This window comes from Psychrobacter sp. H29 (assembly GCF_059073055.1).
Map to the genome: position 1 here is coordinate 539,789 of NZ_JCACRY010000001.1, position 24,517 is coordinate 564,305.

Consider the following 24,517-nt stretch of genomic DNA (forward strand, 5'->3'; position numbering starts at 1 on the left):
TAGCCGTGAATCTCACACGTATAAAATATCTAAAAATATAAGGAATAATGATGAAAGATTTATTTGATTTAACGGGCAAGATTGCCCTAGTAACGGGTGCTAGCCGAGGCATTGGTGAATCTATTGCCCGTCTCTTGGCTTCTAGAGGCGCACATGTCATCGTCTCTAGCCGCAAAATCGACGCTTGCCAAGCAGTCGCTGACAGTATTGTCGCTGATGGTTATAAAGCAAGTGCTTTTGCTTGTCATGTGGGAGATATGGAGCAAATTGACGCAACGTTTGCACATATCAAAAGCGAATTTGGTCAAATCGATATTTTGGTCAATAATGCAGCAGCCAACCCATACTATGGTCATGTCTTAGACACGGATTTAGCTGCCTTTGACAAAACCGTTGAAGTAAATATTCGTGGTTACTTCTTTATGTCTACTGCCGCTGGCAAAATGATGAAAGAGCAGGGCGGCGGTGTGATTTTAAACACAGCATCCGTCAACGGCTTAGTAGCAGGCGATAAGCAAGGGATCTATTCAATCACCAAAGCTGCAGTCATTAGCATGACCAAAGCATTTGCCAAAGAATGTGGTCCACTAAACATCCGTGTCAATGCGTTATTGCCAGGCTTGACCGATACCAAATTTGCCTCGGCCTTGACGACTAACGATAAAGTCTTGAAAATGGCATTACACTCGATTCCGCTCGGGCGCGTGGCTGACCCTGATGAGATGGCAGGTACCGTACTGTATCTGGTATCGGATGCCTCAAGCTATACGACTGGTGCAACTATTGTTGTCGATGGTGGTATGCTGGCTTAATTAACATGACGTCAGTCAAAAGATTGTTACTATCGAAAACCGTATGAGACTAATGCTCATGCGGTTTTTCTCATTCAATTTTTGATGAACTATAAAAGGAGTGCAGTATGGGATCGATGAACAATGACCGTGTACATGCCATTTCTCAAAACAAAACATGGTTGTTTGTACCAGCGACTCGAATGGATAGAGTAGACAAGGCCTTTGCTAGTGGTGCAGATGCGGTCATCGTAGATTTAGAAGATGCGGTAGCTCCAGAGGATAAAGCATTCGCACGTGAATCATTAAAGCAATATCATAATAGTGCAGGTTATCAGCCGATTTGGGTACGTATCAACAAGGCAGGCAGTGAAGCGTTCTTCAAAGATATTGTACTGTGTCAGCAAATGCCACACTTAGCAGGTGTGGTATTAGCCAAAGCTGAGAAAGCAGAAGACATTAATAGTGTACATCAGGTCACAAGCTTACCTGTCATCGCATTGATTGAGAGTGCTGTTGGGTTATACCAAATCGATAGCATGGCAAAGGCAGTTGGGCTAGTGGCATTTAGCTATGGGTTTCTAGATTTGTGTAATGAGCTGCAGGTGCAAGTAGGAACGTCTGCTGCGGATACTATTGCCAATCAGATTCGTTATCAACTCATTATAACGTCAACAGTACATCAGTTGTCGCCACCTATCGATACTATTTATCCTGATTTTAACGATGAAATAGGGCTGAGCGCGCGGGTGCAGCTATGGTCACAGATGGGCCTATCAGGAATGCTATGTATTCATCCCAAACAAGTGGCTGTCGTCCAGCAGGCATTACAGCCAACAGCTGAGGCGCTGTCTTTTGCTCAGCGTGTGGTAGATGAGTACGAGCGCAGCGGGCGGGCCGTGTTCAAAATAGAGGGAGAGATGGTGGATGCACCAGTGATAGAGCGCAGTCGTCAATTATTGAACCAGCTATTGGCAAAGTAGCAGGCAAATCTATAATGCGATATCATGGACGATATCTATTCATACTCTATAAAAGCATACTATGATATTTATCAACAACCGTATCAGCCTCAATGACAACGAGGTTGAAATCAGTGCGATACGCGCACAAGGTGCAGGCGGGCAGAATGTCAACAAAGTATCCTCTGCCATTCATCTGCGTTTTGATATTCATTCCTCAAGTCTGAGCGACGAATACAAGCGGCGATTGCTAGACAGCAAAGATAGCCGCATCACCAAAGAAGGTGTGCTCATCATAAAAGCGCAACAGTTTCGTACGCAGGAGCGTAATAAGATTGATGCACTTGAGCGACTGCAGGGCTTTATCACAAAAGCCACTTACGTCAATAAAACCAGAAAACCGACCAAACCTAGTAGAAACGCCAAACGCAAACGCGTAGACCAAAAAACCCAGCGTGGTAAAACAAAAGCCTTACGCGGTAAAGTAGACTTTTAGAAGGTTTGCTATATCAGATTTTGTTGTTAAGACATATTTTCAGTAGAAGATAATTGCATTAGAAGGTACTACGCGGTAAAAGCAATTGTAGGTATCTTAAAATAAAAATCGGTATAGGGGATTAGTTATCACCTATACCGCAATCCATTATTACAGACTCGCTAGTGGTTTAGAATGCACCGCTAAGACCAACAAATAAGCTGGTTGAGTCATCATCATCACCTTGTGAGTGTGTGACGCCAGCATTGGCGTTCAACAAGCCAAAGCTTCTAGACAGACCAAGTGTCATAGCAACATTATCATCATCAGTTTCGATCGTAGGCGTCTCAAAGCTGATGTTCGGTAGCGTATTCAAACGTGCGGTTACCGCGTCGCGATTGTCACTCAGCTGCTTTTGGTAATGAATATCACCAAATACGTTGAGGTTTTCCATCAAGGTGTGATTGGCTTTTAGCCCAAGCTTGCCATATGTCGTAGAGTATTTTTGTTCATCAAACTGCATGGCGATGCCAGACATCTCTTTTTCTTTGAGTCCGTCGATTTTTACGCGGCTCGCTGTTGCACCGATATAAGGGGTGATGGCAATGCGACTGACTTGCATAGGGTAGCCTGCCTGTACATTGGCATAGAAGCGCTTACCATCAGCATTTGACTCAAACTGTTGTCGGTTGCCACCAAGTGTGACATTACGTGTGACATCGACATCCATGTTGCCAAACCCTGCAGCACCATTGAGCTGTAAACCGCTAAGGTTGTTGCTATGGTAGACACCAAAACCAACCTCTCCAAGATCAATGTCGCTCAAACCAGTACCGACGTCCGAGTCTTCAAAGTCTTTTTGGGTGATATGGCCATATAAACCTGTCACCGCGTTGGCTGAGTTTGGATGAGCAAAATCTACACCAAGCAATACCTGAGTGTTATTGTCACCGTCAAACCCTGCAATCTCTTGATTGGCAACTTCACCGACTGCCCATAGAGCACGGGCAGGTTTTTGCGCGCTATTTTGGACTTGATTGATGTGTGACTGCAAGCGCTCATTGGTTGCCAGTCCAGTGGTCGTCGCAATATGAGGCAAAACGCCTATTAGACTTGGTGCCGTAACAACCGCATTTGCATAATCTGCAATCAATTGATGCGTACGCCCTGTGGGATGTATGCCATCAGCGAAGAAGTAGGTTTCATTAGCATTTGCCTCTACAAGATCATCAGGTCCACAAGTTAGAGAGCTATTATTGTCACCGCAGGCTTCATCAGTAACATTGGTAAAGCCATACTGAGCAGGTGATGCAATGATTTCTCGTGATAAGCTAAACATATCTAGGGGTATGATATTAGCCCCAGTACCCGCCACGCCACTGAGCATAAATTGATTGTATAGACCAGTTGCGCCAGTTGCAGCCCCTTGGGCGGCTAAAGCGTCTGCGAGCTCTTGTCCTTCTAAACTTGGATCTGGAAGAAATCTAGGCGTCAGGCCAACATCAGGAATATTAGGCACTAAAATGTAGTTTGCGCCATTATCCTTTAGAGTATTAATCGTATCGATCTGGCTGGCTACTGCGCCTAGTATGGTAGCTTGAGCATTATCAGAGTCTTCACCCGCCGCCAGCAAATCATTTGCCCCTGCCCACACCACATAGAGTCCATTAGGATCGACGTTGTTATCAGCTAAGTAATTACTGACTTGGCTATTGGCAGAAGCAATGGGAACACCACCAGGGAACACTTCATCTTCTCCTGCTCTTGCACCGCCAATAGCATAGTTATTGCCAGTTTGAGGACTACCGAACACCACAGGGGTAGCGGTTGTACCTAGCTGTTCAGCAAATGAGGTCGCCCAGGTATTATCAGGGTTAGTAGTGAACTGAGCAGGACCTGGCACAACTTGGCTAAAATAGCCGCCATCGGTCAAGCTATCACCAAAAAAAGTCACGCTACTATAATCATTAGCGTGAGCAAATCCTGCTGTACATAGCGTAATGGCTAACATGCTTTTGGTGAGCGTTTTGAGCGTAGTCTGGCTGACTGCGGGGAGAAGGGTATGACGAGACATAGCGACTTCCTTGTCGTAAATGTAATAGTTTGTCAGCCGAGTGTAACTGCTTTTGGGCAAGCTATCAATCCTTTTGATAGCAAAAATAAAAGAACATAGCGGTCAAAATATCAGTTGCAAAGCTTTAAAAAATCTGTAGCAATTAATTATGGTCCTCTATTATAGAGAAGCGGTAAGTATATGATGCATATGGAGATTGCAAGTTTTTAAATCAGTTGCTTTAACTGACCAGCCCCTTCATTTAACTCAGTACATATCTAATCATGCATAGCGTAGAGAGTGTCGCCTATAGTAGTATCAAGGTGATTTTTGTGGACGCAACAGCAGAGACAGTCCAAGTGCCACAAAAGCTGCGATGCCAGATAGTAGATAGCTGATACTAAAGTCCCCAGTGATCTCTGCAAGATAACCTGCCAGCACAGGTCCAAGCGCCTGCCCACCCGAAAAAGCAAACGTCAGTGCCGCGAGCGCACTTGCTGCGGCTGCCGCTCCAAAATAATCGCCTGCAGAGGCAGCCATAATGACAGGAACACTCCATACCACTATGCCAAACAAGACAATTGATAAATACAGCCCTAACTGCCAATCAGTGAGTCCGACCAACAGATAAGCGATAGCCAAGAAGAAAAAAGCCAAGGCAAGACCAAGGCGTCTGCCAATGTGGTCAGAGATCCAACCAAACAACATGCCTGAAAACATGCTAAGCAGTCCAATCCACGCCCAAATACCACCAGCAGTCGCTTCGCTCAGTTGATAAGCGCCGACCATGCTAGTGACGATAAAGGTGACGTAAACCATGTAAGTGGCACCATAAATCGCAAAGATGATACCCAAATGTACAAGTAGCTTGATATTGCTGCGTTCTAGCTTTTTTTTGTTTTTGACAGGTGAGGTAGGGATACGCCCAAAAGGGTCTTGCCTCACATCATCTGGATGGTTGCGAATCAAAGTAAAAGTCAGCAAAGCCACTACCACATTGATAACAGCAAAAATGAGCCAGCCTGTCTGCCAGGATAGTAGACCTAAAAGGGGCACAAGTTTGGGTACCACAAAACCTGATAGTATGATGCCAAATCCCGGGCCTGCCATGACGAGTCCTAAGGCAAGTCCGCGATGCGATGGAAAAAACCAATGTGACATGACGCTCATCATTGGTAAAACCACACCGCCGCTACCGATACCTGTCAGCACATAGAGTGCACATAATGCCGGAAACCCTGTCGTAAAAGCCATACCAAGCATAGAAACTGCAATAAGGAGCAGACTTGCTGTCGCGGTATTGCGAGTGCCAAGTCGCGGTAGTACCAATGGACTCAGAAGTACGGCGACGAGATAGCCTATTAGGTTGGTAAATCCCAATATGCCACTTTGGGTGTAATTCAGCCCCAAAGAAGATGACATAGAGGGCAATAGCATACCGAAGGCAAATCGCCCCAATCCTAGTCCGCAGAACATTGCCACAGACCCAGTCATAGCGACGATCCAAGCATAATGCACATTGCCTAGTCTAAGCGGTGCGGTGCTGTTCTGGTTCTCTCGTTGAGTTGATCCGTTCGACATCACCAACCTCCAACAAGCTGAAAATTGGCAATATTCAATGCCGTTAAAGGCAGATCATAGACAACAGCGTCCCTGTTTTTAGTGTCATTCATTTTACACGCATCCTTGTGTGCTCAATCCTTGTCGATCTTTTATTAAGTATGCTTATCGATTAAGCATACTTTTGTCCAATAGAAATCAGTATAACGATACGTGAACGTTCGTTCAATGAATGTTTAATTAAATTATTGCAATGATCTAAGAGACAATGACAAAAAAATACCAGCCCGTTTATATGGCTGGCATGTTTACTGCTATTTTTTAATGACTATCTTTTGATAGTGTTTTTGATTAACCCAGTCGCCGACTCAGCTCAGGAAAACGCTTTATCATAAATAGCATGAGAAGTAGCGCAAGACTGGCAATCGCAGCACCCGCATAGCCGACGCTAGACAGCGAGATGTGGGTGACAGCATAACCGCCAAATAGCGCACCCGTACCGATTCCCAGATTAATAATACCTGAGAACATCGACATGAGCATGTCTTGGGCGTTGACATCCACCATGATGACTTTGGCCTGCATCGAGATGATCAGTAGCATGAGCGCCGTGCCCCACAGTATGGCGTTGATACTAAGCGCCCATACTGAGGTTACGGCAAACAATAGTGTCAGCATCGCTACCAGTATCAATATCGTCGACATCAGCATCAACTGAGTATTGAACCTATCGCCCCAACGACTAAATATAATACTACCCAAAATACCTGCCGCGCCAAACAGCAGCAACACAAAAGTCGCTGCGTTTTCGCTGATGTTACCAACCTGACGCATAAACGGCTCTATATAAGAATACGCCGTATAGTGGGCGGTAAAGACCAATAAGATAAGCAAATATAAGCAGACCAATAGTGGGTTTTTGAGTAGTTCTGGAATTTTTCTAAAAGACCCCTCAAACATACTGGGCAGCGTGGGCAAAAGCCTCGCCTGTAGCACAAATACCACCAGCGCAATGAAACCAATACCGCCAAAAGTGGCGCGCCAACCGAACCATTGACCGACCAAGCGACCTAGCGGCACACCCAATACCATTGCCAATGAAGTGCCAGTCGCCAGTACACTGAGTGCCAACGCTTTTTTGCCTTCAGGAGCCACGCGTATGGCAATAGCTGCTGTGATGGACCAAAATATCGCATGCGATAGTGCAATACCGACGCGGCTAATGAGCAGCACGTCAAAACTCCACGCAAATACAGACAGCACATGACTGGCGATGAATACCGCAAAAATTCCCAACAGCAGTCGTTTGCGCTCAAATCGGCTGGTCAGTAGCATCAGGGGTAATGACATCGCTGCGACAATCCAAGCATAGAGTGTCAGCATCCATCCCGTCTCCGCCGTAGTGATAGAGAAGTCTTGAGCGATATCACTGAGCAGTGCCACAGGAACGAATTCTGTAGTGTTCATAATGAAGGCACTAACGCCCATCAAAAATACTTGAAAATACTGAGTTCGGCGAGCGTTTGTGCTGGCCTCAAGGTTATGTGTCATAAGATCCAATATAAAGCAGGTGCTAATACTACGGGTGATAACTCAAGGTGGGGTAGACATTTGGTAATACAAGGGTCGCGGTGCAAGATAGCAAGTCAAAGAGGATCGTCATAGATATTTTCTGATAAGAGATGTTACGTAGACTTTACTAAAAGAGAGCATGGTATACAGTGCTATTGAGCAATGATATTAGAGCGCTTTAATTCTATCATTTGGGGAGATAAGGCGACATATCATAACGAAGATTAAAAAATACTTATAGCCCAAAACAGCAGCTGCTGATATTTGCAAAATAAGTAAACATATCAGTATTTATTTTCTGTCATCTGATGTGCTATCATCGTTGAACGATTTATCGTGGGTTTAACAGTTTTGACTGACCGATCATGAGGCCAACCTTGTGACAGCATTCAAACCTTGCAACTTCCAGCACGATATAAAACAACTCTGGTAAAGCGCATGAGCCTGTACTCCGACACCCTCATTTGTGCCTGATTTTTTGCCTATTTGGCATATCTCAACCTTTTTTGTCGGAGTTACAGGAGTCTAAGGTGTTCAATATCATGAGCCACATTGCTAATCCATCTAAATATACCCGTTGTTATCATCCACGCCATTCTCTAGCGCAGTATATAATTAATCAAATAGAGTCGCTTGAGCTGCGCCCGCAAGATATCGTCAAGCAAATGGGCTATCCTCTCAAACACACCATACCTGCCTATGACCGCCTGCGCCATGTGCTATCGAACAAGCACCTCGGACTCGATGGCAGCTATATGGATAAATACTTTACGGCAGATGAATTTTTGATAGCACTTTTCGCTGTGCTTGAGATACCGTATCAGCCATTCGCAGAAGATATCGCTCAGATTAAGGATGATGTAGCGAACCATTCCAATACACTACCCAAATATAGCTTGCGTGCCGATGTGGGTTTTACCTTCGTCAGTAGCACAAACTGGATGTCTCGCGATGCAGCGTCGCGTTTTGCGCAAGTATATCTGCCCAATGGTTTTGCCAAATTAGACGATGCTGCACGTAAGTCAGCGATTGAAGAGTGTATCTGTGAGCACTATCAGCAGTATGAGAGCCATTTGCCATATGATGGGGTTATAAAAAGTTATCAGCTGACTATCGAGAAACCCAATCATAGGATCGAACATATAGAGTACGGATTGCCGAAATCTAGTAGCATCTGAAATACTGTGAATATACAATCAGCTTAACTGATTAGTTATATTGACTGAATAATCAGATTGATTTTAAAAGACAAATAGTTTCAAAAAACAAAAAATTTTAAAAGACAGAAAAAAGCCTCACTTTGTCGTGGGGCTTTTTGGTTTTTTTAATTACGGTTAGTGTGTTGAATACCTTCTTGTGCTAAACATTGAGGCATAAGAATCGTTGTACAAGTATCATATTAAACCTCAGGTTTAGAGATAGCACGCCACAAAATAGTGAATAGTGCATCAAACTCTGCATTTATGGGTGTCTCTGTTTGGCGAATGGTATGCATGAGTCCAAGACGACTGATAAAGCCCATAAACACATCGAAGAGTATATGTAAGGGAACGGTATCATTGAGTACCCCACGATTTTGCCCATCTTCTAGTACTGCCAAAAATGCGCCAATTAATTCTTTGTTTTCATAAATTGCAATATTACGTATGCGTGATGCCGATACAGATGAGAGCACCATCACCGCATCTGGGTGCGAGTCGACAAAGTCAAAACACACCCACAGCGTCTTTCGCAGACGATCTTGGACGCTATCAATACCTTGCAGATGATCCATGATACGAGCAGCCAATCTGCCCAGCACAATATCCATAATGGTATAAAACAGCGTTTGTTTGTCGCCGAAGTACTTGTAAAGCGTTTGCAATGAGACATTTGCAGATTTTGCAATCTGCGCCATCGTTACCTCATTGGCGTCAAATCCTGCAAAATCTTGACGAACCGCTTTCTCGATTTTCTCCAAAGTTGCAGGTCGCATATCGGATAGCGAGGCTAGAGCTCGAGTTGGGTTGGCATCATCTGACTGACTAAAGGTGTTCATATTTATCACTTCTTGAAGTATTAGCTATTTGATATGTCCTACCAGTCGAATAACTATCTCGCTAATCTAACGTGATTACATTAATAAGTAATGTGAATTACCATTTTTATTTAATTGATTGCGAAGTAGTTTTTCATGACCTAGTATAAGACTCAGTTATCAGTAAATACAGTGAATTTATAGTATGTAGGTAACGGTAATATAAATTACCATAAGTTGGTTTTTTACTGAAATAACGTGGATATCGTTGTTGTTCACTTAACCTTGTCAAGGATAGACATTATGAGTATCGAAAAATTCACTCCAAATTGGATGACCGAAGAGCATCAGATGGTGCACGACAGCGCCCTAAAGATGTTCCAATCTTGGGATCCCAAAGATGAGCAGTGGCGCAAAAACGGCATGATTGATCGCGATGCGTGGGAAGAGGCGGGCGAGATGGGGTTTTTGTGTGCGGCGATACCAAGCGAGTATGGCGGCGGCGGTGGCGATTTCGGTCATGAAGCGGCGCTTATTTACGCACAGACTGAGGCCAATCAGTCAGGATTTGGCGGGATGGTGCACTCAGGTATCGTTGCGCCCTATATTTTAGACCATGGTACTGAAGAACAAAAACAAGCGTGGCTACCCAAGATGGCAACAGGCGAATACATTGGCGCCATTGCCATGACCGAACCTGGTACAGGGTCTGACCTACAAAACATCAAAACCTATGCGGTAAAAGACGGTGATGACTATATCATTAACGGTTCAAAGACTTTTATCACCAACGGTCAGCATGCCAATCTGATTTTGTTAGCCTGCAAAACGGACCGTGAAAAAGGCGCGCAAGGTGTCTCACTTATCATTGTCGAAACCGATAAAGTAGAAGGGTTTGAGCGTGGACGCAATCTCGATAAGATTGGTCTGACGTCGCAAGATACCTCAGAGCTGTTCTTTAGTAATGTACGTGTGCCGCAAACCAACCTCTTAGGTACGGTAGAAGGTATGGGTTTTATACAAATGATGCAGGAGTTACCACGTGAGCGTCTGATCATTGCGTTATCAGGTATTGGGTCGATGAAGCTGGCGATCAACTTGACCCTAGATTATGTAAAAGGTCGCGAAGCTTTTGGCAAGCCCATTTGGAAGTTCCAAAATACCCGCTTCAAGATGGCAGAGTGCTATGCCGATTATCTTGCTGCTAGCAGCATGTGTGACGCGGCAGTAGATGCAATGCTTGAAAATAAATTGTCTGTACCGCATGCGTCACTGATCAAATACTGGGTTACCGAAAAACAATGTGAAGTGCTGGATGAATGTGTACAACTGTTTGGTGGCTATGGCTATATGACAGAATATCCTATCGCACGTCTATACGCTGATGCCCGCGTACAAAAAATCTATGGCGGTACCAATGAGATTATGAAAGAGCTGGCTTCGCGCTTCATGTAGACGTGTTGCTTATTGATTGAAATGATGGTTTGTTTAAAAATAAAAAAGGATTTTTTATGACTGAGACTGCATATATTTACGATGCTATCCGTACGCCACGTGGTAAAGGAAAAAAGGATGGCTCTCTTTATCAGGCATCACCGATTTGGCTGACACGTACCTTATTAAAAAAGATGGAGCAGCGCCACAACTTAGATACCAGCTTGGTTGATGATGTGGTGCTTGGCTGTGTGACACCAGTGGGCGAGCAGGGCTCTGATATTGCGCGTATCGCCGTGATTGATGCTGGCTGGGCACAAAGTGTGGCTGGAGTAACCTTGTCTCGCTTTTGTGCCTCTGGTCTAGAATCCATCAATCTGGCGGCTGCCAAAGTCATGTCAGGTATGGAGGATATGGTGGTGGCGGGCGGCGTTGAGTCCATGAGCCGCGTGCCGATGGGCTCTGATGGCGGCGCTTGGTACATGGATCCACGCGTCAATGACGCGACGCATTTCGTACCGCAAGGCGTGGGTGCAGACACCATCGCAACGCTCAAAGGCTTTAGTCGTAGTGATGTCGATGCTTTTGCCACCGAGTCGCATCGCCGCGCTGCACAGGCATGGGAGAAAGGCTATTACGACAAATCTGTCGTCCCTGTCACCGATCTCAACGGTATGATGCTACTGGATAAAGATGAAACCATCCGCCCTAATACCAATGTCGAGACTTTAGCGGGTCTTAAACCTTCTTTTGTTATGCCAGGTAAAATGGGCTTTGATAGCGTGATATTAGACCGATACACCACGATTGAAACCGTCAACCATGTACATCATGCAGGCAACTCTTCAGGCATCGTTGATGGGGCCGCGATTTGTTTGGTCGGTAGTGCTGCTGCTGGTCAAAAAGCAGGTCTAAAACCACGCGCCAAAATCACGATGGCATCAGTTATTGGCTCAGAACCTGCCATCATGCTGACAGGTCCAACGCCAGCTTGCCAAAAAGCCCTCGATAAAGCGGGCATGCAAGCCTCTGATATAGACCTGTGGGAAATCAACGAAGCATTCGCTGCTGTCCCGATGAATACCGCTGATGATTTTGGAGTCTCGCTTGATATTGTCAATGTTAATGGTGGTGCAATATCCATGGGTCATCCGCTTGGGGCAACGGGTGCGATGCTAATGACGACCGTCCTCGATGAGTTAGAGCGCCGTGACCTCAAGACCGCCATGATCACGCTATGTGTGGGCGGTGGTATGGGCATTGCCACCATCATCGAGCGCGTTTAACTTCTTTCTCAAATAAAATGAAAAACAAGTAGGCAAAAAACAATAGATAAAGAATCATTTAAGGGATAAAAATGATGACAAACAACCAGGCAGCTAACCAGACAACAGATAGCGTGACAGTCATTAAAGCATTAGAAAACTTCTCCGCCCAGCGTGATGACGATGGCATCGTTACCGTTACAATTGACCAAAGCAAACGCAAAATGAATGTCATCGGTGACGGTTTTACGGAGTCGTTTGCCACAGTGGTCGATAGCGTTATCAATGATGACTCAGCCAAAGGCTTGATTCTCACATCGGCTAAAGAAACCTTTGTGGTTGGCGCAGATATCGATCAATTGAACCAGATAAAGACAGCCGAGCAAGCATTTGCACTGACTGAAGATCTCAAAGGGAGTTTGCGTCAGCTTGAAACATCAGGCAAACCTGTGGTCGCTGCTATGACAGGAACCGCATTAGGCGGCGGTTTAGAGTTGGCGCTTGCCTGTCATTATCGCATTGCCATTGATACGCCGAAGACTAAGCTTGGTCTACCCGAGGTTAAATTAGGCTTGCTACCGGGCGGCGGTGGTACGCAGCGTTTGCCGCGATTGGTTGGTATTCAAGTGGCACTGGAGCTGATGACGCAAGGCAAAGAGTTGCGCGTCGCTGCAGCGAAAGACATCGGTCTGATTGATGCGACAGCTATCGATCATGCAGATATGCTGGTGCAGGCTAAGGACTGGATTCAAAATAATCCAAGCGTGCAGCAGCCATGGGATAAGAAAGGCTTTAAAATCCCTGGTGGTGATAGCAAACACCCCAAAGTGGTGCCTATATTCTCCATCGCCTCAGCCATGGCCAATCAAAAATCTCACGGCAACTATCCAGCGATTACTCATATTATGTCTTGTGTGTTTGAGGGCTGTTTGGTAGATATCGATACGGGACTTGAAATTGAGTCGCGTTATTTTGCCGCTTGTGTGCTGTCGACTGAATCAAAAAACATGATCAACACTCTATGGACGCAGCTGAATAATATCAAAAAAGGTCAGTCTCGCCCTCAAGGGTTTGAGCGGACACCGACCAAAAAAGTCGGTATCTTAGGAGCTGGTATGATGGGCGCAGGCATCGCTTATGTCACTGCCAAAGCAGGTATAGATGTCGTGCTATTGGACACAGATATTGCTAATGCTGAAAAAGGCAAAGCGTATTCTGCTAACATTTTGGATAAAGCCATCAGCCGAAAGCGCGCTACCGAAGAGAAAAAACAAACCCTCTTAACACGTATCACGCCAACCGTCTCTTACGATGATTTGGCTGATTGTGATCTCATCATCGAAGCAGTATTTGAAAACCGAGAAATCAAAGCCAAGTGTACCCAGCAGAGTGAGGCAGTGATTCCAAGCACGGCTATTTATGCGTCCAACACCTCAACGTTACCTATTACAGGACTGGCAAAAGCCAGCACTCGCCCAAACCAATTTATCGGTCTACATTTCTTCTCACCAGTAGATAAGATGCCGCTCGTTGAGATCATTGTAGGCGCGGAAACCGACGATGCAACGCTCGCCAAAGCGTTCGATTATGTTTTGCAAATCGGCAAAACGCCTATCGTCGTCAATGACAGCCATGGATTTTATACTTCCAGAGTATTTGGTACCTATGTATCAGAGGGCATCGCGATGCTGGGCGAGGGTGTCCATCCGCGTAGTATCGAAGTTGCTGGATTAAGAACGGGCATGCCTATGCCGCCCCTGGCATTGCAAGATGAAGTGTCACTGAGTCTAGCGTTACATGTCAGCGAGCAGCAGCAGGTGGATATGGCAGCCGAAGGCAAATCTGTCACTGTGCGCCCTTCTTACGAGATACTAAAGACACTGGTCAATGAGCATGGGCGCGAAGGCAAAAAAAATGGCAAAGGGTTCTATGATTATCCAGAAAACGGTAATAAGCATTTATGGCCTGAGCTTATCAACTTGTATCCACCACAGTCAGAGCAACCCTCACAGCAGGACCTAGTTGATCGCTTAATGTTTATTCAAGCCAATGAATCTGCGAGATGCTATGAAGAAAACGTCGTACGCTCGGTCGCCGATACCAATATAGGGTCTATCTTTGGCTGGGGGTTTGCCCCGCAGCACGGCGGGACGCTACAGTTTATCAATGCAATGGGTGTCAGTGAGTTCGTCAAGCGTAGTCGCGAGCTGGCGGCAAAATATGGTGAACGATTCGAGCCTGCCCAGATATTGTTAGACATGGCAGCCAAAGGCGAGGCGTTCTCTGATGACTGATGTACATGTATCAAATCATGGTCAAATGGCAGATTGTCTACAAGGGTTACGAGTCGTCGATTTGACTCGTAACCTACCAGGGCCCTTTGCCACGCGCCTGCTTGCAGATCTAGGGGCAGACATCCTCAAAATAGAACCCAAACAAGGCGATCCTGCTCGCGTGTTTGGGGAACTGTTTGCGGCTTTAAACCACGGTAAGACAACCGAGCAGCATGATTTTCATGACCCTAAAGCGATAGACAGTATAAAAGCGCAGCTCAAAGATGCTGACGTGATGCTAGACAGCTTCCGCCCAGGTATCCTTGCGGACATTGGACTAGATGCCAAGACGCTTCATACGATCAACCCAAAGCTAGTCATGGTGTCGATCACTGGCTATGGTGTGGCAGGCAATGACACAAAAGAAGAGTCTCACGGAAAAGAAGGTGTGCATTTAGAAGACGCCCACTTAAAAGATAACTCTCAAGTAACTCATCATTGGTCTGACAAGGCCGGTCACGATATCAATTTCATGGCTATGAGCGGTGTGCTTGATCAGTTAAAAACAGCAGCAGGCGGGCAGGCCATGCCCAATATCCAGTTTGCGGACTTGGCAGGTGGTAGTGATACAGCAGTGATTGCGCTACTGGCTGCTGTGTTTGCCGCCCAGCGTACCGGCAAAGGACGGCATATTGCGATTAGCATGACGCATAGCCTTTATAATCATATGGTCATGCCAAAGGTAACGGGCAAGTTAATTAATCGTTTGTCAGGTGATACTTCAGCAACACCGCCTATGCCGCAGCACGATTTTTTAGGTGGCGCATTGCCATGTTACCGACTGTACCAAACCGCTGACCTGCGCTATATGGCTGTTGGTGCATTGGAGCTAAAATTTTGGCAAGGTCTATGCGAGGTGCTGGATTTGCCTGAACTCAAAGGAGTACATTGGCAACTTGGGGTCATGCCAACTACGCCTGAAAGTCAAACAGCCACCAAAACGATGGCGGAGACATTTGCCAGTCAGACGCTTGAGCATTGGCAGGGCGTATTTGCAGCAACGGATGTCTGTGTGACGCCTGTATTGAATTTATATGAAGCCAAAGCGCACCCATTATTTGCACATCAAGACGAGCATCATACAACGCCTGGGTGGCAGCAAATCTATTAACGATTAGTATGTAAGTAGCTTTAGCGAAAAGTGAAAGTTGGATTAGCACTTGAAGGCGATACCAAGCCGCTGCTGGCTAGTATCGTCTCTTTAGTCTGTGCCATTTAGACTGCCTGTCTAAAGTAGAGTGATTGAACTTGTATATTTATAACTGTCTATCTAAAATCGTCTGAATAAGAGACAATATACATATAGAACCTAAGGCACTATGATATTCACAAATTATGCGCTTAAAGGTTTAGCTAGTTCGATATTTACCGCTATTTAACACATTAACTTAAGCAAAAAGGCCGTTCTGAATGACCACAAATAACCCATATAATTTCCTACCTTTGCAGCCTACTGGTAGAAATGAGAACGATACTGCCAATACCTATGCTCCTGAAGATATGATCAAAATATATGAGCAGCAATTCCTTATTCAAGTACCCGAAGATAAGCTGACAGAGTTTCTGCCAGCGCTCAAAGCGTTTTATGATATTGATAATCATACGTTAGATGTTAGTGCTATTATTTTCGATGCAATCGCAGACTCTGCTATTATTTATAATCACAAAATCAAAGTAGGCGACTATCAACTGCTGGGCGGATTGGTAGAGGAAGCGATCGAATATGACGAAGACAATAAAAGCGAGGATAGTGCGGAAGGTGAAGAGATCCAAGCCTACACGTTAGAGTGCCAGCGTAAATTTTTTATTAATGATATAGAGATACCTTATCATTTCAATCTATTTATCTACGGTGATGGCTATTCTACATTGACCAAAAAAGACACGGTACTCGAAAAGATGTATTGGTTCGTTAGAGGTCGATTCGAAGAAGACTTGTTAGATGAGGCTGAAGACAACGACAGCTTAGCGTCTATCAACAAGCAACTGGCTGAGTTAGGTATTCGTGCAATGGACCTGACGACTATAGATGAAATGATCAGCTATGTAGAAAACAGCATCATAGATGATGCCATGGTAGATGAGTTAAATAGGCTTTTAGATGATGCCGAGTAAGGTAAAGTGCTATCTCATAAGATGAGTAGTCACTTGGTCCACCACAAAAGGGCGCTTTAGATTAGATATCTAAAGCGCCCTTTGATTGCTATGGCTAAGCGCCTCTAATATCATTACGAATGTGCTGAGATGAAGTCGGCAATAAACTTATTGACGATTTTTGGCTGCTCAAGTGCTACGGAGTGACCGGCCTTTGGAATGACAAACATTTTGCCATCTGCTACCTTTTTAACAATATTTTCTGACAGAGGTACTTCATACGCATGGTCTTGCTCACCTGCCAATACCAGCATAGGTACCTGACAGCCCTCAATCTCATCTAGTATACCCTTACGATGAATAACGCCATCGGCACTACGCGCAATGTCTGGTTCTAGCTTTAGCACATGTTCGCGCCAGTACTCACGCTCGCTTGCTCGAGAGGCATCTGCCAAGTAATCATCGCCAAACATTATGTACATAAGCGTATCGATAAATGGTTCAGTACCTTGTGCACTTAATCCTTCTACTAAAGGCGAAAAATCAGCTAGTTTGTACTCAAGCTCTCCGCTAGATCCAAGTACAATACAACCCTTTAATAAATCTGGGCGACGAGCGGCTAAGCGTAAGGCAATAAATCCACCCATAGAGTTACCAGCGAAGAAACAAGGTCCTAGCTCAAGCGCCTCAATCAATGCGATAGCATCATTGGTGTGGGTATCCATATCAACGCTTACAAGTTCTGAACGCGCACTTTGTCCTTGATCTCGATCGTCATAACTTATAATGCGAATGGTTTTAGATAACTGCTCTATCTGATGAACAAACATTTTGTGATCAAAAAATAGCGAGTGACTTAGTACCAATACTGGCGCATTTTTAGGACCGTTATCGCTATAGAAAAGGGTGGTTCCGTTGACATTAAGATTTGGCATGATCTTTTCCTTGTGTGAACACTATTGAGTCTGATAACACGCATAATAAATAGAGCGTCATATCTACGTTGTGTGATATCTGTGTTAATCCTTTAACCTTATTATTTGTATCAGAGTTCTTTGGTCATTGAAAGCAATGAATGGTGAGAAAGTCTTTTACTGAAGTAAGCATCAAAGTTGATGGGTTATATCAGTACCATTGTCATTATAAAAGGTATACTACGAATGACTCCGTATATGCCTGTCTGAGAGTCGCTACCATCAACAAGTCGCCTTACCGCTATTTACGATTACACGACTCTGTATATATTTCTAGGTTTTTGCCCATCTCTGCTCAAAGGGTTACTGGATTTCCTATATAATGTCAGCAGTCTCGTTATAGACGTCCCATTCAATGTAGACTTTCTTAGTAACAATACTTCTTATCAGGTAAAACGGTGCTTTATGTTTAACGCTTCCTCGACTCGTCTAAATAAATATATCAGCGAAAGTGGTATTTGCTCACGGCGTGACGCTGACCGCTTTGTGGAACAAGGTAACGTATACATCAATGGCAAGCGTGCTGCGGTCGGTGATCAAGTGGTCGCTGGTGATACCGTAAAAGTAAACGGACAGCTGATTGAGCCACGAGAGCCTGATGATTTTGTATTTATTGCTTTAAATAAGCCCGTGGGAATCGTGAGTACAACAGAAAGCTCTGAGAAGAACAATATTGTTGATTTTGTCAGACATGGGGTTCGTATTTTCCCGATTGGTCGACTGGACAAAGACTCTCAAGGACTGATCTTTTTGACCAACAATGGTGACCTGGTCAATAAAGTATTGCGTGCTGGTAACAACCACGAAAAAGAGTACTTGGTCACGGTCAATAAGCCGATAACGGACAGCTTTATTGAAGGGCTAGCAGGTGGCGTGCCGATGCTGGGCAAAATGACAAAAAAATGCCCCGTAACCAAGGTTGCGCCCAACATATTCAATATCACACTTATTCAAGGTCTGAACCGCCAAATTCGCCGTATGTGTGAGCATTTTGGTTATGATGTCGTCAAGCTTGAACGTACACGAGTTATGAATGTCAGTCTGAAAGGACTCCCTGTAGGCGATTGGCGAGACCTCACGCCAAAGGAGTTAACTGATTTGCTTAAAGCTGTAGCAAACTCTTCGTCACAAGATAATCATTCAGGCAAAAACTCTCGTAAAGCACCAAGAAAAAAGCCTTATAACGATACCTCATCCAAGTCAAAATCATCTTCAAAATCGGCGGGCGCTTCAAAAGGGCGTAACAAACATGCCAAGGATGATGCCAGAAAGCCCGCAGGGTCTAAAGGCAGAGATGGACGTCCCACTGGTCGCGGCAAGAATGCTGGCGGCAATGGTAAGCCCACTACAAACGGTAAGCGTCCCTCAAAAGGTCGCGGGGCTAAACGCTCTTCACGTTAACATCTGATTGCTTTACTTATTTTGAAATGCCAGTAAGCTAAATAGTTCTAACCTTAACGAGACACTATTATGTTTAAAATAAAAGTAGAACGCATTGTCAAAAAACCAATTGATGACGTTTTTGAAGCCTTGAGTGACCATGCGAGCTATGGATCATTTAAAGCGGTAGGAGTAGCTAAGTTAGTCACTGAAGGTGATGAGGAGCGCAATGGCGTTGGCGCTTTACGCACCATTAAGACAGGACCTGTTAAGTTTTGGGAGCGAATTACAGCGTTTGAGCGTCCTACTCATATGCAATACCAAATCGAAAAATCTAAACCTATCAAAATGCGACACGACAAAGGCGTCATTGATCTAAAAGACTTGGGTGATGGCACCACACACGTGACGTGGGTATCTGAGGGTCGATTGACGGTACCATTGCCATTAGTTGGTCGTTTATTCGACCGTCAAATGCAAAAACAAGGAACCATAGGATTTAGTAGCATACTCAAATCTATAGAAAACCGCTAATCTAGTAGTCATATGAGCTCGTCTGATGTAACTTACGGGTAGTGGCTATTTTATTTGAGCCGCTACCCGTTGGCTTTAATTGGTTTTGTTCTTGGCAGCTTCAATCTCATTAAAGCGCGCTAACTGCTCTGGCGTGGCTTTTTGTTGATACTTCTCTTTCCACTCAGCGTAAGGCATCCCATAAACGAGCTCGCGCGCATCTTCGTAGTCGATGTCAATACCACGCTCTTCACCTGCAGCTTTATACCATTTAGACAAGCAATTACGACAAAAATCAGCAAGATTCATCAGCTCGATATTTTGTACGTCTTTACGCTCGTCCAAATGCGCCAATAAGCGACGAAATGCCGCAGCTTCTAATTCGATATTTGATTCTAGTTTTGCCATAAGGTTTTCCCTAATTGTCGTTGAGCTATTTTAAAGCTAGATGATACTAATGATACAAACATTGCGCAACCTGTGTTGGTGTATCAAAAACGTGCAAAATAAACTCAATCATAGTAGCGGTTTATCAGCTTAAACTTTGTTAATCATAATATTAAACCATGCTTCATTTCTATCTGCTCTTTGGTCAAACGTGAGCCAAGTTTCTTCTTTACAGTCGCAAGTAATTTTTTGCTTTGTGGCTGCCCAGCGCACTTCATTCATATCGTTGAAAAAGCGACCATCTTTTATACGCTCATTATCGCCATATTTAAATGAAGCGTACAACCCTCCGTCTTCTGTCAGCATGTGTAGTAATTTCTCTATTAGCTCAGGCAGCTCTCTATAAGGTACATGGAGTAGTGAAGCGCAGGACCAGATAGCAGTGAATTTATGTTGCCAGTTTTCTTGGACAATATCCTCAAACGTAGCACAATACCACTCAATCGTATCTTGCTTGGCAGCAGATTTTGATTGTGCAAGGTCGATTAGTACTTGGCTACCATCAATAGCAGTAACATTGAAACCTAAGGTGGCAAAGTAGATACTGTCACGACCAGAGCCGCAGCCTAAGTCTAATATGTGTTGTTGGTTTGGTGATCTAGCAGGTAGGGTTGCTATAAAGGGATGATATAGCTGATGCATATCCACACCAATAGTTTGCTCTACGAATGAGTTTGCGTTGCTATTGTAGAAGGCTAGGGTCTTTAATTGAAATTGATTTGTCATGGATTATATATTGCCGATTATTATTAGAAAAGACTGTTTCCTTGTTGTCTAGGTTGCCAGACATGAATCAAATGCTCTTTTGAAAAGTTGAAAGACTTTTGCAAAAAATTCTGGCGTGACTTCTCATTTTTACCGGTTTGATTGATTAAGGTTTCGCGTAATGGGTGATGACTGCCAATCAAATATTCATTTCGTGTATGCAGTCTTTTTAATAATTCGATATGGGGTACTTGAGCAGATTTGCCATCAATACCGCGGTTGCAATCAGAGCAAGCGAGTACTAAGTTCCAAACCCCATCGACATTGACAGGTCTACAGCAATCAGCAGTCGCTACTTGAGATTTAAGGGTATGCGGAAAAAAATGGTCAATATCTGCTAGCATTGAGTGATTATGAGTTATGCTGATTTCTGTAAAGCAGTAAAAGCATCTGCTCTTTTGGTAACCGTTTAATGCACCTCTTGAGCTGGTGATATCAATGCGGCGATGTTTGGTGTCTTTAGTAAATAGCTGATGGGTATTTTGGTCAAATTCAACTGCAATTAAACTTTTGCTAATATTGAGCTCCCAAGCTTTTTCTACCAAATTCCAGCGTGATTCCGTCTCAATATTTAAACTTTCTGCTGAGTTATCAAACACATGAAATAACTTGAATAAGTTATCTGTTAAACGTATTCCTTTATTATGTCTGCGCTCATCAACAAAAAACTCCTCATTAATGACATCATAAAAACGTTCTTCTACTGATTTAGTGTTGACCACATGGAAGGCGTCCAAAACGTATTTGAAGCCTTCTTTGTTCGTAACATTAATGAGATCATCTTCGCTAATCTGCTGCTGGTTGAACTTAATACAAGCATTGATAAACTTACCGTTGCTAGAGGTGCTTTGTTTGGGACTGTGTTTAAGATGTTCACACAGATGCAGCGCGTAAGGAAGTGCTAAGTCTTCTAGTGAAATGAAGTCAGAATTTCTCTCTAAACTAACGTCGATTAGAGTTTGGGCAAGCGCAAATTTATAAGAAGCTGTATTTCTACCAAACAGAATAATAGCTCGCCAGTAATTCTCCAGCGTAGGCTCAACGTCTATAAAATTCATGAAAGGCTCAATCTGTCGTTAATTAGAATAGATGCTAATGCTAGTCTACTATAACTTTGACAGTTGAAATGAATTTTTAGCTCTAAGGGATTAGCTTGACATGGTCACGTTTTGGGCACCGCACCGAAAATGGGCTTTTTGATTGAGTAGCTAGACTTAACTGAATTAGAAAATATATTTCGAAATATCTTCTACAGCCCCTGAAAATTAGACAAAAAAAAGCCTCACTGTTAAGTGAGGCTTTTTAAGTATTTGGAGCGGGAAAAGAGATTCGAACTCTCGACCCCAACCTTGGCAAGGTTATGCTCTACCACTGAGCTATTCCCGCTAATTATCAATTAACTATCGTCAGTTGATGAAGGCGTATTATACGCAGTTTTTTTTGGGTGTCAACACCTATGACGAAAAAAATTAAAGTTATTAAAATAGGCATGTCCTCTGCCCACAAATGTATGTTATAACGGTTTATTATAATATGTATTCCAAAAGCTTTGCATATATAAATAAGCTGGAACGCATTTTATAATTTCGCTTTAATTACATTCACAGTTATCAATACTTATAAAGATAAGTCATAGGGATAAAAAATGAGTCAACAGTATACCATCGCTGATTATTTGTTTGATCGTGTTGCAGAAGCAGGTGCTTCTGAGATATTCGGCGTACCAGGTGATTTTAACTTAACTTTTTTGGACAATGTACTTGCCTCTGATAAGCTACGCTGGGTAGGTAACACCAATGAGCTAAATGCAGGCTATGCTGCCGACGGCTATGCACGCGAGCGTGGGTTTGCCGCTATGGTAACGACCTTTGGCGTAGGGGAATTATCCGCTATTAATGCGACGGCAGGTTCTTTTGCCGAGTACGCGCCTGTATTGCATATCGTAGGGGCACCAAGCACCGCTTTGCAAGATTCAAAGCGCCGTATTCATCATTCGCTGGGCGATGGCGTATTCAATCATTTTATTAAGATGGTTGAGCCTGTGACGGTAGCACGAGCGCAGATTACCCCTGAAAATGCCGCCTCAGAAATTGATAGAGTCATTCGACTGATTCTCAAAAAGCATCGTCCAGGTTACCTACTGCTTTCACCAGACGTCGCGCGTCAGCCTATCTATCCACCAACGACCAAGCTGATCGATAGTCAAGAAGATATCACCAGTCAAGCGGCATTATCGGACTTTAAGCAAGCACTAACAGAATTCTTGCCAAATAAGACCACTACACTAATGGCAGATCTGATGGTGCATCGTTTGGGCTTACAACCACAGCTCAAAGCGTTAATCGCTGACACCGATATTCCTTATACCACGCTGTCTTGGGGTAAGACCTTACTTGATGAAAACAGCGATCGCTGGGCTGGGACTTATGCAGGTGTTGCCTCACGTCCTATCGTCAAAGATGCGGTAGAAAACTGCGAATGTCTCATAAAAGTAGGGGTGCAATATACGGACACCACTACCGCAGGATTTAGCCAAGATATTGACGAGAGTATAGTAGTCGACTTGCATTATGAGCGTGCTTCTATCAGTGGAAAGAACTTTGCACCGATTGCCTTGCAAGATGCGTTACAGGCCTTGCATGAAGTCATGACCTCTGGCATCAATATCGTACCAAAACCATTCTGTGAGCCAGTTAAGCCGCATGAACAAAAAGGCGGGGATAATGAGGCGATTCGCCAAGACGACCTGTGGCATATCATTGCTGACTGCTTAGATCGTAATAACCTAGTGTTCTCTGAGCAAGGAACAGCATACTTTGGTATCAGTGATGTGCGTCTGCCAGAGGGCGTGACGTCATATGGGCAGCCAATGTGGGGGTCGATCGGCTATACGTTGCCAGCCAGCTTAGGTGCAGCGGTTGCCTCGCCAGATAAGCGCAGTGTTTTATTGATTGGTGATGGTTCAGCACTACTTACTATCCAAGAACTGGCGGTTATGATTCAAGAGCGTATCAATCCAGTCATCGTCCTAATCAATAACGATGGTTATACGGTGGAGCGCGCCATCCATGGCGAGAACCAATACTACAACGATATTCCTAAATGCGATTGGCAGATCATGCCAAAAGCGTTTGGCGCCACTGAAGCGAATAGTGTATTGCTCAAAGCAGAAACAGCAGGCGAGCTAAAAGCGGCTTTAAACAAAGCTGCCGCGACTACCGATAAGCTCGTAATGATAGAAGTCATCGCTGATAAGCATGATATTCCGCCATTGCTAGCCGATATTAGCGCCGCACTAAAACCAAAGAAGGATTAAGTAACTTGTAAAAGTTTACTGAATAAAAGTGAAAACCCCATTTAGCAACATGGCTAAATGGGGTTTTTTGCGTTTTTTTATCACCCTAGTCAATTAATCAGCGATGCCTCTTATGTCAATTCGTAGACTCTAGTATCATGGCTGATTGGGCTATGTTTAGCCTTTATATTCAATAGGAGATAACCCCGTCGTGATTTGGTTAAAAATGCTTATTGGTGCGTTGATGGTACTGGCTATTCAATTATTTGCACAAACTCGGTTCTTTTATTTGGCTGCACTTGCGCCGCTGTTTCCTACCTTTACATTGATCAGTCACTTTATTGTTGGTACTGAGCGTAGTCCCGCAGATTTAAAGGTCGCGTTGATATTTAGTATGCTGGGGGTCATACCGCACCTGATTTATACCTTTGCCGTATTTTTTAGCATCAGTTATATCGGACTGTATAAAGCACTTCTATTAGGCGTCGTTGCTTGGCTAATTGCAGCGGCAATTTTGGTATTAGCATGGCAGTATATTCAGACGTAGAGTTTTATGATAGAGAGCACTCTGTGAGAATAGGGGTGCT

21 protein-coding genes and 1 tRNA gene are annotated in these 24,517 nt (G+C 44.2%); 13 read left to right on the forward strand and 9 right to left on the reverse strand.

What is annotated here, in order from left to right:
- Positions 1 to 47 precede the first annotated feature (47 nt).
- The 3 genes from AC5JP1_RS02220 (at position 48) to arfB (ending at position 2,249) form a co-directional block, all read left to right on the forward strand.
- Positions 48 to 812, forward strand: a complete 765-nt coding sequence (locus AC5JP1_RS02220; RefSeq protein ID WP_493842949.1) for an SDR family oxidoreductase — start codon at positions 48 to 50, stop codon at positions 810 to 812.
- Between the two features lie 107 nt (positions 813 to 919).
- On the forward strand, positions 920 to 1,774 hold the full coding sequence (locus tag AC5JP1_RS02225) for an HpcH/HpaI aldolase/citrate lyase family protein (protein WP_493842950.1): 855 nt from the start codon (positions 920 to 922) through the stop codon (positions 1,772 to 1,774).
- 61 nt (positions 1,775 to 1,835) lie between these two features.
- Positions 1,836 to 2,249, forward strand: a complete 414-nt coding sequence (arfB, locus tag AC5JP1_RS02230) for an alternative ribosome rescue aminoacyl-tRNA hydrolase ArfB (RefSeq protein WP_493842951.1) — start codon at positions 1,836 to 1,838, stop codon at positions 2,247 to 2,249.
- A gap of 169 nt (positions 2,250 to 2,418) precedes the next feature.
- On the opposite strand, the gene AC5JP1_RS02235 is transcribed toward arfB, so the two are convergent.
- From AC5JP1_RS02235 to AC5JP1_RS02245, 3 genes are all read right to left on the reverse strand, one after another.
- The gene (locus AC5JP1_RS02235) at positions 2,419 to 4,302 is read right to left on the reverse strand and encodes an autotransporter domain-containing protein (protein WP_493842952.1); all 1,884 of its coding nucleotides are present in this window, start codon (positions 4,300 to 4,302) and stop codon (positions 2,419 to 2,421) included.
- A 297-nt stretch (positions 4,303 to 4,599) separates the two neighbouring features.
- Positions 4,600 to 5,862 (reverse strand): MFS transporter, encoded by a 1,263-nt coding sequence (locus AC5JP1_RS02240; RefSeq protein WP_493842953.1) that lies wholly within the window; start codon positions 5,860 to 5,862, stop codon positions 4,600 to 4,602.
- Between the two features lie 330 nt (positions 5,863 to 6,192).
- Positions 6,193 to 7,392 carry a sugar transporter gene (locus AC5JP1_RS02245; RefSeq protein WP_493842954.1) on the reverse strand — a complete coding sequence of 400 codons (1,200 nt, stop codon included), beginning with the start codon at positions 7,390 to 7,392 and terminating at the stop codon, positions 6,193 to 6,195.
- A gap of 563 nt (positions 7,393 to 7,955) precedes the next feature.
- Here AC5JP1_RS02245 and AC5JP1_RS02250 point away from each other — a divergent pair.
- Positions 7,956 to 8,591 carry a hypothetical protein gene (locus tag AC5JP1_RS02250; protein WP_493842955.1) on the forward strand — a complete coding sequence of 212 codons (636 nt, stop codon included), beginning with the start codon at positions 7,956 to 7,958 and terminating at the stop codon, positions 8,589 to 8,591.
- A gap of 221 nt (positions 8,592 to 8,812) precedes the next feature.
- On the opposite strand, the gene AC5JP1_RS02255 is transcribed toward AC5JP1_RS02250, so the two are convergent.
- Positions 8,813 to 9,451, reverse strand: coding sequence for a TetR/AcrR family transcriptional regulator (locus AC5JP1_RS02255; protein WP_493842956.1), 639 nt, complete (start codon positions 9,449 to 9,451; stop codon positions 8,813 to 8,815).
- Positions 9,452 to 9,733: 282 nt separating this feature from the next.
- Between AC5JP1_RS02255 and AC5JP1_RS02260 the strand changes: the two genes are divergently transcribed.
- From AC5JP1_RS02260 to AC5JP1_RS02280, 5 genes are all read left to right on the forward strand, one after another.
- On the forward strand, positions 9,734 to 10,885 hold the full coding sequence (locus AC5JP1_RS02260; RefSeq protein WP_493842957.1) for an acyl-CoA dehydrogenase family protein: 1,152 nt from the start codon (positions 9,734 to 9,736) through the stop codon (positions 10,883 to 10,885).
- Positions 10,886 to 10,941: 56 nt separating this feature from the next.
- Entirely contained in the window at positions 10,942 to 12,150 is a 1,209-nt protein-coding gene (locus tag AC5JP1_RS02265) for an acetyl-CoA C-acetyltransferase (protein ID WP_493842958.1), read from the forward strand.
- Between the two features lie 71 nt (positions 12,151 to 12,221).
- Positions 12,222 to 14,423 (forward strand): 3-hydroxyacyl-CoA dehydrogenase NAD-binding domain-containing protein, encoded by a 2,202-nt coding sequence (locus AC5JP1_RS02270; RefSeq protein WP_493842959.1) that lies wholly within the window; start codon positions 12,222 to 12,224, stop codon positions 14,421 to 14,423.
- Positions 14,416 to 15,573, forward strand: coding sequence for a CaiB/BaiF CoA transferase family protein (locus AC5JP1_RS02275; protein WP_493842960.1), 1,158 nt, complete (start codon positions 14,416 to 14,418; stop codon positions 15,571 to 15,573). The genes AC5JP1_RS02270 and AC5JP1_RS02275 overlap by 8 nt, the downstream gene beginning before the upstream one ends.
- 299 nt (positions 15,574 to 15,872) lie before the next feature.
- Positions 15,873 to 16,577 carry a hypothetical protein gene (locus AC5JP1_RS02280; RefSeq protein WP_493842961.1) on the forward strand — a complete coding sequence of 235 codons (705 nt, stop codon included), beginning with the start codon at positions 15,873 to 15,875 and terminating at the stop codon, positions 16,575 to 16,577.
- A 113-nt stretch (positions 16,578 to 16,690) separates the two neighbouring features.
- Here AC5JP1_RS02280 and AC5JP1_RS02285 read toward each other — a convergent pair whose 3' ends face one another.
- Positions 16,691 to 17,491, reverse strand: coding sequence for an alpha/beta fold hydrolase (locus AC5JP1_RS02285; RefSeq protein ID WP_493842962.1), 801 nt, complete (start codon positions 17,489 to 17,491; stop codon positions 16,691 to 16,693).
- 444 nt (positions 17,492 to 17,935) lie between these two features.
- Between AC5JP1_RS02285 and rluF the strand changes: the two genes are divergently transcribed.
- The gene (gene rluF / locus AC5JP1_RS02290; RefSeq protein WP_493842963.1) at positions 17,936 to 18,931 is read left to right on the forward strand and encodes a 23S rRNA pseudouridine(2604) synthase RluF; all 996 of its coding nucleotides are present in this window, start codon (positions 17,936 to 17,938) and stop codon (positions 18,929 to 18,931) included.
- 69 nt (positions 18,932 to 19,000) lie between these two features.
- Positions 19,001 to 19,444: an SRPBCC family protein gene (locus AC5JP1_RS02295; RefSeq protein WP_443526352.1), complete on the forward strand. Its 444-nt coding sequence runs from the start codon at positions 19,001 to 19,003 to the stop codon at positions 19,442 to 19,444.
- Between the two features lie 75 nt (positions 19,445 to 19,519).
- Here the strand turns inward: AC5JP1_RS02295 and AC5JP1_RS02300 are convergent, their stop codons facing one another.
- The 4 genes from AC5JP1_RS02300 to AC5JP1_RS02315 form a co-directional block, all read right to left on the reverse strand.
- Positions 19,520 to 19,831, reverse strand: a complete 312-nt coding sequence (locus AC5JP1_RS02300; RefSeq protein WP_319050448.1) for a DUF1244 domain-containing protein — start codon at positions 19,829 to 19,831, stop codon at positions 19,520 to 19,522.
- 129 nt (positions 19,832 to 19,960) lie between these two features.
- The gene (locus tag AC5JP1_RS02305; protein ID WP_493842964.1) at positions 19,961 to 20,596 is read right to left on the reverse strand and encodes a class I SAM-dependent methyltransferase; all 636 of its coding nucleotides are present in this window, start codon (positions 20,594 to 20,596) and stop codon (positions 19,961 to 19,963) included.
- 23 nt (positions 20,597 to 20,619) lie between these two features.
- Positions 20,620 to 21,693 carry an HNH endonuclease family protein gene (locus AC5JP1_RS02310; protein ID WP_493842965.1) on the reverse strand — a complete coding sequence of 358 codons (1,074 nt, stop codon included), beginning with the start codon at positions 21,691 to 21,693 and terminating at the stop codon, positions 20,620 to 20,622.
- Positions 21,694 to 21,946: 253 nt separating this feature from the next.
- Positions 21,947 to 22,021 (reverse strand) — tRNA-Gly (locus tag AC5JP1_RS02315).
- Between the two features lie 259 nt (positions 22,022 to 22,280).
- Between AC5JP1_RS02315 and AC5JP1_RS02320 the strand changes: the two genes are divergently transcribed.
- Positions 22,281 to 23,951 (forward strand): alpha-keto acid decarboxylase family protein, encoded by a 1,671-nt coding sequence (locus tag AC5JP1_RS02320; protein ID WP_493842966.1) that lies wholly within the window; start codon positions 22,281 to 22,283, stop codon positions 23,949 to 23,951.
- A gap of 190 nt (positions 23,952 to 24,141) precedes the next feature.
- Entirely contained in the window at positions 24,142 to 24,477 is a 336-nt protein-coding gene (locus AC5JP1_RS02325; protein WP_319052153.1) for a GlpM family protein, read from the forward strand.
- The last annotated feature ends 40 nt before the right edge of the window (positions 24,478 to 24,517 follow it).